We start from the raw sequence: 13,318 nt of genomic DNA on the forward strand, positions 1-13,318 counted from the left end.
TGATGAAAACATTTGCAGTGCGGGTAAGAACGGCAGGACAAGCTTATGCCTACACGGAACTGGCGCGCAGCAGCAGCGATGCAGCAGCGGCGGCTTGCGATCGCTTCGGCCCCTGCGGCGTAACGGTCATTCCATTGACCGGCCATGATTGCCGCCCGGCCTGAGATCGCCAGCCCATGCACCGTGGCGGCCTGCGGCCTGCGATCAAGCCAGGCTTGCCACCGGCTGCTGCCCGAACGCTTCAGTCAAAAGAAAATCCACCACGTCTCGCGCACAGGCGGCCGGTGGCCTCAGTTGCCCCTGTGCCTGCAGGCTGAGAAACAGTTCCCGCAAGGCAAACCGCTCGGCCGGAAGCTGTCGCAGTTGTGCCTGCATGTCGGTATCGATCACGCCGGGAGCCAGGCTGCAGATGCGCAACCACGGCAAGGCATCCTGCGCGACCGCGCGTGCATGCTGGTCCAGGGCGGCCTTGCTCGCGCCGTACACCGACCATCCCGGATAGGCCTGACGACCGGCCCCACTGGACAGATGCAGGATGCGGCATGTGCAGCCGGGGCAGGCTTGCACCAGTGTCGCCACCCGCGCCGAGAGCATGAGGGCCGCGCCGACATTGAGCATGACAGCCCGGGCGATGTCATGGGCACACTGGGATGGCAATGCAGCGCTGGGTTCGATGGTGGCGGCGTTGTTGATCAGCAGCACCTGTTCCTGATCGGCGAGAAAGGCTGCCAACAGGTCACTGTCCAGCCAGGCGCACAGTTGCGGTGAATCGGCCAGATCGATCAGCTGTTCATGCAACAAGCCGGGCCATTGCCGGGCCAGCGCGTCATTGCGGCGACGTGCCAGGCCCAATACCGCAATCTCGCGTTGCATCAGTTCGGCGGCGATGGCCGCTCCAAGACCACGGCTGTGGCCCGTCACGACTGCTTTCATGTCGACTCCTGCGGTCCGGTTCTACCGGCGGGGGAACCGCCGGCGCTGCGATGCCACTCAACGAGCAATAGCCCGCCACGGCATGCTCTGCTCCGTTGGCGTTCCCCGAAGCACACTTCCGCTGACAACATCCATGAACCATATCGTCGGTCGCGCACTGGAGCAAAGAGACTATCGGGCCATTCATCTGGCGCGACATCTGTTGCCCTTCGAGGATCACAAGTTCCTTCAACCCGAGCATGCGCGCGTCATCGTACGCGGCCAGGGCCTGCATGTCTGGGACGATCAGGGGCATCGCCTGCTCGATGCCATGTCCGGCCTGTGGTGCACCACCCTCGGCTACGGCCGGCAGGAACTGGTGGACGCGGCCGCCAGGCAGATGACCACCTTGTCCTACTGCAGCCAGTTCTTCAACACCACCCACCCTGCGGTCGCCGAGCTGTCGGGCCGGTTGTTCGAACTGCTGCCCGCCTGCTACAGCCGCGTGCTCTATTGCAACTCCGGCTCCGAGGCCAACGAGACGCTCATCAAGGTGGTGCGCCGTTACTGGGAACTCGCCGGACGCGCCGGCAAGCGCGTCATCATCGGGCGCCACAATGGCTATCACGGTTCGACGGTAGGCAGCGCCTCCCTGGGCGGCATGAAGATCATGCACGCGCTGGGCGCAAGCGTGCTGCCCGAGGTCACGCACATCGAGCAGCCCTTCTGGTTCGACTATGACGGCCCGCTCAGCGAGACCGAGTTCGGCCTGCATGCAGCGCAAGCCCTGGAGCGCAAGATCATCGAACTGGGCGCGGACAATGTGGCGGCATTCGTGGCCGAGCCCTTTCAGGGGGCCGGGGGCATGATCTTCCCACCCGCCAGCTATTGGCCCGAGATACAGCGCATCTGCCAACGCCATGAGGTCTTGCTGTGTGCCGATGAGGTCATCGGTGGCTTCGGTCGGACCGGTCACTGGTTCGCCCATCAGCATTTCGGGTTCCAGCCCGACCTGATCACCATCGCCAAGGGCCTCACTTCCGGCTATGTGCCTATGGGTGGACTGGTGCTCTCCGAGCGCGTCGGCGAGACGCTGGCCGAGTGCGGCGGCGTGTTCGCCCACGGCCTGACCTACCAGGGGCATCCGGTTGCCGCCGCAGTCGCGCTGGCTACCTTGTCGCTGCTGGACGAAGGCGGTGTGCTGACGCAACTGGCCAACTGCACCGGTCCCTATCTGCAGGCACAACTGCGCAGCCGCCTGGGCGGCCATGTGCTGGTCAACGGCATTGAAGGCAGCGGCGCGGTGGCCGCCCTGCAGCTGGCCCCCAACAAGCAGGGCAAAGAGCGCTTTGCCAACGAAAATGCGGTCGGGCTGTATTGCATGCGGCGGGCGCAGCACCACGGGCTGATCGTGCGCACTTCCGGCGCACGCATCATCCTTGCTCCCGCGCTGGTGGCCAGTCTTGACGAGCTGGACGAACTGATCGACAAGCTCACGCTGACGCTGGACGATACGGCGCGAGCATTGAAGATGGCGTAATCATGCGCATGCACCTGCCCTTACATGGCTTTTCCTTGCTGCGCTCACTGCGCGGGCGACGCGACCTGCGGCATGCCGGCATGGCAGGCAACGCCGGCACCGGCGTGCTGCGCTCACTGCGTTACCGGACACTGGCGCTGCGTTGCCTGCGTGTGGAACCGCGCTGCCGAACCCTGCCACCCAGAACAGTACGCGCTCGCTGATCTCGGCGAAGGCGGTACGCCTTGTCAAAACAAGACGGGATTGCCGGGCCTGCTCTCATCCTCGCATCCCGATCAATCATGGGAAATCCTGACGTGTACGCGAAGCATTCACCCTTTTCTCTTTGGGGCCTGACGCTGGAGGCCGAGTCCGCTCCTGATCAGCCGCCCATGAAGCAGACCTTCATCGTCCGGCTGGGAGAGGAAGCCGGCGTACTCACCTTCGCCTCGGCACTGGATGCGGAAATCTATTGTCAGCATCTGGCGGCGAGCGGCGTAGCGGGATGGCAGCGCGAACGCCTGGAACGCATCGACCTCTCCGGCGTGCTGGCGGCGATACCCGAGCAACAACAGCGGCTCATGCTGTCGCTGGGATTCTATGCCTCGGACAGCAACGACCTGCTAGCCGATGACAGCCAGTCGCTCGTGACTCCCTTGCTGCCGGTGCAGTTCGATCTGCGCCAGCGCCGACATGGCCTGCGCCAGCTGCGCATAGGCACCGACATTCCGGCCTTTGTCCACCATTGGTGGGGCAGCATCGGCGGCGAGAATTATGGCCAGCAGATCGGTGCGCTCGAACATGACTCCGAATCTGCCATCAGCCAATGTGCCACCGAGGCGCTGCGCAAGATTCACATTACTGGCATCAGCGACTATCTGCATACGTGGACCATGGAGGGAATGAGCGAGATCTATGCCCTGTACCGACCGGATACCGGCGAATGGGGTTTCCGCCCGCTGCGCCACGAGCCGGCACGACAGCTCCATTAAAGGCGCCTCATTTCCGAACCGGTGTGATCGACACCGGGAGCATGCTGCCCTTGCCGCTTTCCCTCGCGCGGCGCAGCAGCATCTCCGCGGTGACGACATCCTGCAGCGCTGATCCGACCGACTTGTACAGCGCTATTTCACCTGAAGGCCGTGGCGCCAGGCGACCGCCGATCAGATCGTCCAGCCCGTGCAGCTTGTCCGCAAAGCGGATGCCGGCGCGGTGGGCGGCAATCATGTCCCCGGTATCGTGTGCCACCTCCTCAACCATGTCGGCGACGATGAGACCGGCGCGCGCAATCACATCGACGTCTACCTCGCGCTGCTCCGGCAGCGTCGATCCTATCGAGACAACGCACATGCCAGGCTCCAGCCACTCCCCGCGCAAGACCGGAGATTCGTCACGTGAGCGGGCAGCGCAAATGACCACATCAACGCCTTTGACTGCCGTCTCAGCGCTCGGGGCGGCGCTGATGTCGATACCCGCGCGATGGCGGAAATCTGCGGCAAAGCGTTCGCGGCTGGCCGGCGTGGGACTGAAGACCGACACCGACTGAAGGGAGCGGGCCGCATGCAAGGCATTGAGTTGTGAGCGCGCCTCAAAACCGGATCCGATCACGGCCACCCGCAGCGCCCGCCGCGGGGCCAGCGCGTCCACCGCGATGGCCGCAGTGGCGGCCGTGCGAATGGCCGTGATCTGGTTGCCATCGATCAATGCGGACAGCGCCATGGTCTGCTCATCGAACAGGGAGATGAGATAGCTGGCGCAGCCCGCCCGAGGCGACGCCGAGATCAGCTTGGAACCGAGGTGCCCGCCGCTGGGCGAAATGGCGCTGAGCGTGCGCAGCCAGATACCGTTACCGCGCGCCATGGAACGCGGCGGCACCATCTGTTGTTCAACCGGCGCTGCGTAAGCGGCGCGCAGCGCGTCGATGGCGTCCTTCCAGCTATGCAGCTGGCTCACGTCGTCATCGGTCAGAAAGAGGGTCGGCGGGACAGAAGCAATGGCGGCAGATGCAGACATGAAAACGAACTCCTCATAGGCAGGTCGGCCAGACAAGGCGGAGCCCTGTCCGGAAATCCGGGATCGACATAAAGAAGGCAGAAATGGCAGCCTGAACGAACTGGCCAGCGTCTCTGCTAGCGGATGGGCGCCGGGTGTGAAAACAAAGTGCGAATCAGCTGGTGCAGGCTGCGCGTTGCCAGCGTGCTCGGCCGATGCCGGGTGGTACCCAGGACGATACTGCGCATGAGCTCAGGCTCCACGATGCGCGCCTTGCCCAGGCGGCCATCCTGCACGCCGGTGCCAGACACTGCAGCGACGATGGCATAGCCGATGCCGGCTGCTGCAATTTCTCTTTGCAGGGCAATGGTGTCGGCCTCGACCGAAACGCTCAGCCGCACGCCGCGCTCGCGGGCCAGGACATCGAGCCGTCGGCGCAGGACATGGGGCTCAGCGGGCAATATCAGGGGCAGGCTCTGCAGCGCATCAAAGGCAATGCGTCCGGATGCCAGCACGGGGGCATCGCGCGGGCCGATCAAATCAAGCGTCGTGGTCAACAGGCAAGGCTCATCCCTATCGTCCACCACACCTTCCCGCAACAACAAGGCCATATCCAGACGGCCACCCGCCAGCCATTCTTCAAGCTGAGCGCCGGAACCTTCGACCAGGTGCAGGCGGACCCGTGGAAATTGCGCCTGAACCGCCTGGAACAGTCGCCCGGCAAACGTCGGCACGGTCGAGGGCAACAAGCCCACATGGACCTCGCCGATCGGGATATTGCTGGTCGTCAGAATGTCATCGGCGAGCCGGTCAGCCTCCAGCATCAGCGCCCGGATGCGGCGGTAGACGATTTCACCAAATTCGGTGAGGACCACGCCGCGCCCGGTGCGACGAAACAGCTTGGCGCCGCATTGCCTCTCCAGCTGGCCGATCTGGCGGCTGATCACGGATTGCGGTCCATTGAGCGCATTGGCGGCCTGCGTCAGGCTGCCCAGTTCGGCCACCCTGGCAAAGAGCGCCCAGCGTGCATCGAGGATGGCCGGGATCGGCAAGGAAGAATCTGGCTTGTTCAAGAACGTCTGCGCTCCTCGATATCGCTGTTGGCAGGACCGGGCAATGCCATCGGCAAACCCTGCCTCATTGAAAAAAACTGCTCAGATGATCACATGCTCGCGGGTCATGGCCTGGCTTTTGCCAGAGCGGCGTGGACATCAAGGATATAGCGGAAGTACTCCTGTTGCGTCATGCCCGGTTTGCGCCGGATCGCAGCCGTCGTCTTGATCATCGTTTATCTCACTGTGGGAGAACCAAGGGAACGTACCCGGGTGACCGTCATCACCACGATGCACAGATGTATTTGGACTCAAGGTATTCCAGCAGGCCATCGTGCCCGCCTTCCCGGCCGACACCACTCTGCTTCCAGCCGCCGAACGGTGCGGCCGGGTCGGACACCACGCCGCGATTGATGCCGACCATGCCGGCCTCGATGCGCTCGGCCACATGCAGTGCCTTGCCGAGATCCTGGCTATGCACAAAGGACACCAGTCCGAATGCGGTGTCATTGGCCAGCCGGATCACTTCATCGATACTGTCGAACACGCAGATCGGCGCCACCGGACCGAAGATTTCCCGATGCAGGATGGCGGCATCCGGACGCACACCGGTCAACAGCGTGGGTTCATAGAAATAGCCTTTCCCTGCACGGATCTTGCCGCCGGTCAGCACCCGCGCGCCCTGCTCCACCGCTTCGGTGACCAGCTGATGCACCTTGTCGAGCGTGCTGCGGTTGACCAGGGGTCCAAGCTGCACGCCCTCCTCCAGACCCGGTCCTATCCTGACGGCCGCCATGGCCTGTGCGAAGCGCATTGAAAACTCTTCTGCGACGGCTCGCGCCACATAGAAGCGATTGGCCGCCGTGCAGGACTCGCCGCCGTTGCGCAGCTTGGCCACCATGGCAGAGGCCACCGCGACCTCCAGATCGGCGTCTTCCAGAACGATGAAGGGCGCATTGCCGCCCAGTTCCATCGAGCATTTCACGACATTCTGTGCAGCCTGCTCCAGCAAGACCCGGCCGATTTCGGTTGAACCCGTGAAGGAGAGCTTGCGTACGCGCGGGTCTTGCAGCATCGCCTTGACGACCTCGCCGGACTTGCGCGACGGTACGACATTGATCACACCGGCCGGTACGCCCGCTTCTTCGAAGATCTCAGCCATCGCCAGCGCGGTCAACGGCGTTTCCGAGGCCGGCTTGAGTACCACCGTGCAACCGGCCGCCAGCGCCGGGCCTATCTTGCGGGTCGCCATCGCAGCCGGGAAGTTCCAGGGCGTAACGAAGACGGCCACGCCAATCGGCTGCCGCACTACCAGGATACGGTTGGCCCCGCCGGGTGCCTGCGACACTTCGCCTTGAATGCGGACCGCCTCTTCGGAATACCAGCGCAGAAACTCGGCCGCATAGATGACCTCGCCGCGCGCTTCAGCGAGCGCCTTGCCGCTTTCGAGAACGATCAGGCGCGCGAAGGCTTCCTTGCGTTCCATGAGCAGATCGAAGGCGCGACGCAGCACATCGCTTCGTTGCCTGGGCGAGGTGGCGGCCCAGGCCGGACCGGCGCGATAGGCGGCATCGACCGCCTCCAGCGCGTCGGCCACCGAGGCGCTGGCCACCTCGGCCAGTACCTCTTCGGTGGCGGGATCACGGACTTCGAAACGTCCGCCATCGGAGGCCTCGCGCCATTGCCCGCCGATATGGAGGCCCGTCTTGACCTGACTGACTTCTGGATGTGGCATTGCAGGTCCTCTCTTAAACGGGATGGCGACCGGTCATGAATTCGCTGTCGGGATCGGTGGTGGGTGTGATGCCAGAGGCCCGCAACCCTTCGCGCAGCTGGCGCATGATGCGGTCCGGGCAACGCATGGCGGGCGCACGCAAAGGCCCGCCGTTGAAGCCGGCCAGCCAGTCCTGGTATTTCCATTGGGTACGGTTCAGCACCCCGGTGCCACCGGCGTAGGTCGCCGATGCAGCGCTATTGGCCAGCCGCGCCGGCTGCACCTTCCAGTACAACTGCATGGCCTCTTCCCATTGACCGTCTCTGGCCAGCTGGAAGGCGCGCGGATAGTAGTCCTGCATCCATTGGGTATTGCTGGTGCCGGAGAACTGCAGATGCATCATGCTCATCATCGGGATCGCATCGCCCTCGATGGGACAGCTGATCACCACCTCATCGCGGAAGTGGTGCCACATCTCGCACAGTCCCGCCACCAGAGGGAAACCCTGTTCAGACTTGATGGCCACGATATTGGGAATGTCGTCGAGCAGGCGACGCACGAACTCCACCGGCATCCCGGCCGGATGCACGCGCTCGAAGCCCCACAATGGAATCGGGAACAGCATGACGGCCAGGTCGGTGGCATCGCAGAACTGTCGGGTGTAGTCGTAGATCTGCTGCTCGTTGGCGGGCCAGAACTGCGGAGGATACGACAGCAGGACGATATCGGCGCCCGCCTTCTCGGCCAGCTTCACGGCCTCGATGTTTTCCTGCAGGGTGCCGAAGGCGGCGTGGAAGAACAATCCCATGTTCCGGCCGGCCGATTCGCGCGCCCAGGCGGTAAACTGCGCATTTTCTTCGGGGGTGATGGCCACTTCCGCGCAGAGCAAGGTGTAGCGGTAACCGAACCGTACGGCCAGGTCGATATCGTGGCGGATACCTTTTTCGTTGAGCCGCTTGAGGTCGGCGCTATAGCTGGGAAGGGTGACCGCACTGCAGCCGGTGAGGTATTCGCGCGCCCATGCACGCGCATCCTGCTTCTTGTAGTTCGCCATCGTGGTTCCTGTAACTGGTTCGGAGAAAGCCCGTCAATGCGGAGGTGTGCCCTCGGTGAATCGGGGACCGAGGTGGCAGTGGGGCTCATCATAATGAGCCCGACCTCGCTCTGGCACTACGTGGACGGGAAAGCAGATATGCCGCTTTTGCTATATCGCGTCATGCTGTTTGCGATGTAGCACTGGGAACAGGAAACAGGATCGGATGGGCGCTCTTTCGGATCAGCCGCGCATGGTTCAACCCGATTGCGCATGCGCTCATGCCGCCGGTCACGGCCGGTGTCGGCTTGTAGGGAGACAAACAAACGCGGAATCCATACATCGCGGAACCGGCCGTCACAGCATTGCCGGCCCGCTCTTGTCAGCGGTTGCGCAGGCGGCGCACGTAGCTGTCGCCCAGGCGCTGCACCAGCGACACCAGCAAGATCAGCATCGCAATGACGATCACCATCACCTGCGTATCAAAGCGCTGATAGCCATAGCGGATCGCCAGATCGCCCAGCCCGCCTGCGCCCACCGCACCGGCCATGGCGGACGAGCTGATCAGCGCCACCAGCGTGATGGTGGCATTGGCGCAAAGTACAGTCAGGACCAGCAGGAAGTGACGGAAAAGACGGGAAAGCAGCATGCAAGGCTCCGAAAAGAGGTGTTTTTGGGAAAAAGTATTCAGTGCGTGTTGCAGCGCCGGCCGCCCCGGGGGCAAGCTCATGCCGCTGGACGCGGGTTCGCAGGCAACGTGCGGGAAAAAACAGCCCGCCAGCGGCACAAACCTTCATAGGGCACTTTTGTCAGGACAGGCTGGCGAGCCATCCGTGCTGCGCACAGCCCTCCTCCCGGAACTGCAGAAAACCAGGGATACGCATGAAGTTGTTGGTGTGCATGGCCTGATCGCAAAGTCGCCCCGGGGGACGCGGGATCAGCCTCTGCAGTCGCCGCGAGCCACGATTGTGGGCGACAGGATCGTTTGAAGCCACAAAGTAAATCGTGCTTGGATATCCGCTTTTTGCATGAAGCTTCACCGGGCGTGCGCGGCTTGCGGCATACGCGTGAACAGGCCTTGCTGCGGAGCGGATTGTGGCGGGGGTTTCTTGCGCAGTGACGAACCGGCGCGGCTGGACATCGAGCGCATCGAGGCAGCGCCCGGCCCGGCCGATGCTCAGGCTGGGCTGGCGCCGGGCTGACTATTCACAGTCCGGATTGCCGTGCGTCCTCACGCACTGGCTGCGCGCACAGGCCGTGATGACCTGGTTGCGGCCATATTCATTGATGTCCACCGTCACGTAGACGGGATATTGCTGATACTCGGTGCGCAGGATGTCCTGGCAGACCGTATCGGTCCTGTTGCCATTGACCACCGAACTGCAGCGGGTCTGCCCGGTCGGCACCTGGATGGCGCGGGTGCGCATCTCCAGGCGCGTCTGCTGGATGATCGGATACTGGGCATAGGCCGCCGGAGCGCACTGGCTCTCGGTGGCGCGATAGGCTTCGGTGGCACAGCCGGTCAGTGCCAGCATCGCTGCCAGCCACGGCAGAGTGGCGTAGATCTTCATTGGGATATCTCTTTACATGTTCCGGCCAGGGATTGTAGCCGCGCCTGGCGTCCCTGCCCTGAACAGAACGCAAAAAAGCGGCATCGAGAGCATGCCGCTTTTGCTTCATTTCTTTGCTTACACCCTGAAGAACTCAGTCCCAGACCGCATCGGCCACCAACGCCAGGGCCTGGAAAGCCGGTCTGGCAAACCAGTAGCCCTGCATCAGGTCAATCCCCAGCGCGGCCAGGTGATCGCGCTCGGCACGGGTTTCCACGCCTTCGGCCAGGATTTCGATGTCCAGCTCGCGACAGATGGCGGCGATACCCGCCACGATGGCCTGGCGCGGTTTGTCGGCATCGATGTTGCGCACCAGGTCCATGTCGATCTTGATCAGGTCGGGCTGGTATTCAGCCAGCAGGTTCAGGCCGGCGTAACCGGCACCGAAATCATCGATGGCCGTGCGAAAACCGAAGCGGCTGTATTCCTTGAAGATGTTCACCAGATGCGGCCGGTCGTCCACGCGTTCGCCTTCGGTGACCTCGAAGATGATGCGCTCGATCGGAAAGTCATGCTGGCGCGCCGCCTTGAAGGTGCTCTGGATGCACACTTCCGGCCGGTATACCGCATTGGGCAGGAAGTTGATCGACAGGAACTCGGTCATCCCCAGCCGCGCCGCGCCTTCCACCGCCCTGGTGCGGCAGGCCTGGTCGAAACGATAGCGGTTGCTGTCATTGACCTGGGCCAGCACGGTGTAGGCCGGCTCGCCCTGGGGACCGCGCACCAGCGCTTCGTAGGCATAGACCGAGCGCGTGGAAAGCCGCACGATGGGCTGATAGGCGTACTCGAACTGGATGTCCAGTTGGCCCTCCTCGGAGCAGCCCTCGCAGGAACGACGCGAAGCGTCGTGTCCCGGGCCGGCATGGGAGGCTGGAAGGATGGGGATCATTCTTTCTCCAGCGGTTCATCGTTGCTAAACGGTATCCATGCTACAACATCTGGTCAACGATACCAGAAGTTTCACAGGGCGATTGACTTCCAGCCTTCGCGCCGCCACTGCTCCAGTCCGGTTTCACCAAAGCGCCACAGGTGTAGCCAGCCGTGTTCCAGCAATTGCCGCACGATGGCATGGCGGGCGACGATGGCATCGATGGATTCGGCCGGCGCATCGATGACGACCGTCAGGCGCAGCGGCTCGTGCACCCACTGCTGCCCATCATGCAAGGACTGGCGCGACAGGCCGATCCGCAAATCACCGCCGTTGCCTTCGAAGACGCCGATGGTGCCGCCCACCACGTTGTGCAGCAGCTTGTTGCCGCTGCCCAGGCGCAGCGGGTCGCTGGTGGAAGCGTGATACTGCCAGTTGATCCAGTGCGTCACCAGCATGGGCGCGGTCATCAGCAGTTCGAGCACGCTGCCGTCCTGATCCTGGCTGGCATCGTAGTCGTGCAGGAAGCAGCGTCCGCCCAGGTCCAGCCCCCGGCTACGGGCACGCGGGGCGATCAGGAAGGCGGCGTTGCCGGTCAGGCCCCATTCGGGACGCGGCTGGGCGCCGTCGTTGGCGCGCTGACGCAACTGTTTGAGCAGGGCTGCAGCGGCTTGCGCCGGGTCCACGCCAAGGGCTGGCGCCCGCTCGCGCCGCACGCGGTCGCCCGCCTCGGCCAGCACCGGTTGCAGTGCCTGCCAGCGCGCCAGGGCGGCGGGCGGCAGCAGGTCGAGGTCGAAGGCTTCGATCTCGTCGGTGGTGGTGTTGTGCAGCACGGCCAGGAAATGGCTGTCTTCGGGGATGAAGATCTGCCGCTCCAGCAGGCCGCGCCGCACTTCCTTTTCGTTGAGCAGTTGCGCCAGCGTGCGGGCATTGACTTCGCCGGTCTGGCCGCAGCAGGCGCCGCAGTCCAGCGCCGCTGCATGCGCGTTGTTGGCCGACTGGCTGCCGTGGCCGGCCAGCAGCACCAGCGGCGCCACCTGGCGGTCCAGGCCCATGGCGTGCAGCACGCGGGCGGCCAGCGCCACCTTGTCGGCCAGCGTCACGCCGACCAGTTGCGGCCGGCAGACCTCACGGTAACGCGCGGGCAAGCCGGCCAGGTCATCGCGCGCCCGCTCGCCCTGCCCCGGCCGCAGCCATTGCCACAGGCCGCCCAGCGCGGTCACGCCCGCCACCTCGACGAAGGAAAACGCCGAGCCCGGCCAGCGCGTGTTGCCCTGCCATTGCTCCTTGAAGGCCAGCGTCTTGCGCCGCGCCCGCGCCACCGCGCTGGCCAGCACGCCGCCATCGGCCGATGCACCCGCCGGTGCCACCACATCCTGCACCTGCAAAGCGGGCGGCAACAGGCCCGGCAATTGCGGCCGGCTGGCTTGCGTAGCCAGCGGCGTGTACGCCACCGGCAGACCGAAGAATCCAGCAAAGCCCAGGGTCTGCATGCCCGGATGCACGGCTTCCAGCGCACGCCGCAGCGGTTCGCTGCGCACGTCGATGCAGAAGGCGGCCTGCACCTCCACGGCGCCGGCGCTGGCTGGCGCCTGCTTCAGCAAGGCGGCCGCCAGCCGGCGCTGATAGCCTGCTTCCAGTGCGACCTGCCAGAGTTCATCGACCAGCAACTCCTGCCGGGCCTGCTGCAGCCGCTCCTGTGAGCGCGCCCAAGCCTGCTGCACGGTGTGGAAGGCATGGCTGGCCGCTTCGTCATCCTTGCACTCCAGCAGCAAGGCGCCCCAGGCCATGCGGATGGCCAGCAGCTCGCGCAGGTGTTCGTCGCTGCCGCCTTCCAGACGCGCCTGCCAGCCCAGGTAGGCGCACCAGGAAGCCCAGCCATTGACGGTCAGCAGCACCGACTCCAGATAATCGGCCCAGACCTCGGGCGGCAAGTCCAGCCGCTGCATCACCCAGCGCTCGGCTTCACGCGCGCAGGCCGGCAATGCCCGGATGCCATCGGCGATGTGCGGCAGACCCATCAGCAGGCCGATGCCGTGGTCGTGCTCCAGGGTCTCGCGCCAGAAGGCGTACAGGCCCATGCCACGCTCGGGCTGCCAGTCGGCCTGGTGCTGGTCGAAATAGGCGGCACAGGTCTGGCTGACCTGGTGCGTGATGGCCTGGCGCCAGGAGAGCCGGGTATGGCGCTGGGGATCGTTGTCCAGCACGTCGATGAGCAGCGGCAGGCGCGGCGGCGGGTTGCCCGAGGCCAGTACGGCAAGGCAGTGGGCGACGTCGACACCGCGTTCCTGGGCCTCGATGGATTGCGCCAGGGCGTATTCCAGATCGGCCTGCATCACGCGGCCCTGTTCCCACGCTTGCTGCAGTTGGTCCTTGGGCGGAAAGACCTGGATACCGCCCAGCAAGGCCATGCGCGCGGCGACCTCCCGCAGCGGCATGCCCACCCGCGACCAGTGCGGGTTGACGGCGATGGCGCGGTCCAGCGGCCAGGCCGGGGCGATGGCGCTGCAGGCGTCCTGACAGGCTTGCTGCAGGTGGTGTTCCAGCTCGGCGCTCCAGGCGGTGAGGGTCTGGCTATTTTTTTCCAAAACGTTCATGCGGTTTCTCCGGTGAGGCGG

The 13,318-nt window shown here is 64.4% G+C and carries 11 protein-coding genes and 1 pseudogene; 3 read left to right on the plus strand and 9 right to left on the minus strand.

Features of this window, described 5'->3' with window-relative positions:
* The first annotated feature begins 2 nt into the window (after positions 1–2).
* Positions 3–164 carry a hypothetical protein gene (locus tag AACH55_RS12600; protein ID WP_338714819.1) on the plus strand — a complete coding sequence of 54 codons (162 nt, stop codon included), beginning with the start codon at positions 3–5 and terminating at the stop codon, positions 162–164.
* A gap of 40 nt (positions 165–204) precedes the next feature.
* On the opposite strand, the gene AACH55_RS12605 is transcribed toward AACH55_RS12600, so the two are convergent.
* Positions 205–933, minus strand: a complete 729-nt coding sequence (locus tag AACH55_RS12605) for an SDR family oxidoreductase (RefSeq protein WP_338714820.1) — start codon at positions 931–933, stop codon at positions 205–207.
* Positions 934–1,066: 133 nt separating this feature from the next.
* Between AACH55_RS12605 and AACH55_RS12610 the strand changes: the two genes are divergently transcribed.
* Both AACH55_RS12610 and AACH55_RS12615 read left to right on the plus strand, forming a co-directional pair.
* Complete coding sequence (locus AACH55_RS12610) at positions 1,067–2,452, plus strand: aminotransferase (RefSeq protein ID WP_338714822.1); 1,386 nt, start codon at positions 1,067–1,069, stop codon at positions 2,450–2,452.
* Positions 2,453–2,676: 224 nt separating this feature from the next.
* Entirely contained in the window at positions 2,677–3,423 is a 747-nt protein-coding gene (locus tag AACH55_RS12615) for a hypothetical protein (RefSeq protein ID WP_338714823.1), read from the plus strand.
* A 7-nt stretch (positions 3,424–3,430) separates the two neighbouring features.
* Here the strand turns inward: AACH55_RS12615 and AACH55_RS12620 are convergent, their stop codons facing one another.
* The 8 genes and pseudogenes from AACH55_RS12620 to AACH55_RS12655 form a co-directional block, all read right to left on the minus strand.
* The gene (locus AACH55_RS12620; RefSeq protein WP_338714825.1) at positions 3,431–4,444 is read right to left on the minus strand and encodes an ornithine cyclodeaminase family protein; all 1,014 of its coding nucleotides are present in this window, start codon (positions 4,442–4,444) and stop codon (positions 3,431–3,433) included.
* 116 nt (positions 4,445–4,560) lie between these two features.
* Positions 4,561–5,496, minus strand: coding sequence for a LysR family transcriptional regulator (locus tag AACH55_RS12625; RefSeq protein ID WP_338714826.1), 936 nt, complete (start codon positions 5,494–5,496; stop codon positions 4,561–4,563).
* Between the two features lie 262 nt (positions 5,497–5,758).
* Complete coding sequence (locus tag AACH55_RS12630; protein WP_338714828.1) at positions 5,759–7,210, minus strand: NAD-dependent succinate-semialdehyde dehydrogenase; 1,452 nt, start codon at positions 7,208–7,210, stop codon at positions 5,759–5,761.
* A 13-nt stretch (positions 7,211–7,223) separates the two neighbouring features.
* Positions 7,224–8,243 carry a dihydrodipicolinate synthase family protein gene (locus AACH55_RS12635; RefSeq protein ID WP_338714829.1) on the minus strand — a complete coding sequence of 340 codons (1,020 nt, stop codon included), beginning with the start codon at positions 8,241–8,243 and terminating at the stop codon, positions 7,224–7,226.
* 361 nt (positions 8,244–8,604) lie between these two features.
* Positions 8,605–8,808, minus strand: a pseudogene (locus AACH55_RS12640) (ABC transporter permease); the annotation flags it as partial.
* Positions 8,809–9,424: 616 nt separating this feature from the next.
* Positions 9,425–9,793: a hypothetical protein gene (locus AACH55_RS12645; RefSeq protein WP_338714830.1), complete on the minus strand. Its 369-nt coding sequence runs from the start codon at positions 9,791–9,793 to the stop codon at positions 9,425–9,427.
* Positions 9,794–9,926: 133 nt separating this feature from the next.
* The gene (locus AACH55_RS12650) at positions 9,927–10,721 is read right to left on the minus strand and encodes an EAL domain-containing protein (RefSeq protein ID WP_338714831.1); all 795 of its coding nucleotides are present in this window, start codon (positions 10,719–10,721) and stop codon (positions 9,927–9,929) included.
* Positions 10,722–10,792: 71 nt separating this feature from the next.
* Positions 10,793–13,297 (minus strand): DUF2309 domain-containing protein, encoded by a 2,505-nt coding sequence (locus AACH55_RS12655; protein ID WP_338714832.1) that lies wholly within the window; start codon positions 13,295–13,297, stop codon positions 10,793–10,795.
* Between the last annotated feature and the right edge of the window lie 21 nt (positions 13,298–13,318).

The sequence above is a fragment of the Herbaspirillum sp. DW155 genome, from assembly GCF_037076565.1.
Classification (GTDB): domain Bacteria; phylum Pseudomonadota; class Gammaproteobacteria; order Burkholderiales; family Burkholderiaceae_D; genus Herbaspirillum.

What these genes read in the sequence shown, in the direction of transcription:
- AACH55_RS12600 (WP_338714819.1), top strand. Translation starts at nt 3, where the DNA reads ATGAAAACATTTGCAGTGCGGGTAAGAACGGCAGGACAAGCTTATGCC.
- AACH55_RS12605 (WP_338714820.1), bottom strand. Translation starts at nt 933, where the DNA reads ATGAAAGCAGTCGTGACGGGCCACAGCCGTGGTCTTGGAGCGGCCATC.
- AACH55_RS12610 (WP_338714822.1), top strand. Translation starts at nt 1,067, where the DNA reads ATGAACCATATCGTCGGTCGCGCACTGGAGCAAAGAGACTATCGGGCC.
- AACH55_RS12620 (WP_338714825.1), bottom strand. Translation starts at nt 4,444, where the DNA reads ATGTCTGCATCTGCCGCCATTGCTTCTGTCCCGCCGACCCTCTTTCTG.
- AACH55_RS12630 (WP_338714828.1), bottom strand. Translation starts at nt 7,210, where the DNA reads ATGCCACATCCAGAAGTCAGTCAGGTCAAGACGGGCCTCCATATCGGC.
- AACH55_RS12635 (WP_338714829.1), bottom strand. Translation starts at nt 8,243, where the DNA reads ATGGCGAACTACAAGAAGCAGGATGCGCGTGCATGGGCGCGCGAATAC.
- AACH55_RS12645 (WP_338714830.1), bottom strand. Translation starts at nt 9,793, where the DNA reads ATGAAGATCTACGCCACTCTGCCGTGGCTGGCAGCGATGCTGGCACTG.
- AACH55_RS12650 (WP_338714831.1), bottom strand. Translation starts at nt 10,721, where the DNA reads ATGATCCCCATCCTTCCAGCCTCCCATGCCGGCCCGGGACACGACGCT.
- AACH55_RS12655 (WP_338714832.1), bottom strand. Translation starts at nt 13,297, where the DNA reads ATGAACGTTTTGGAAAAAAATAGCCAGACCCTCACCGCCTGGAGCGCC.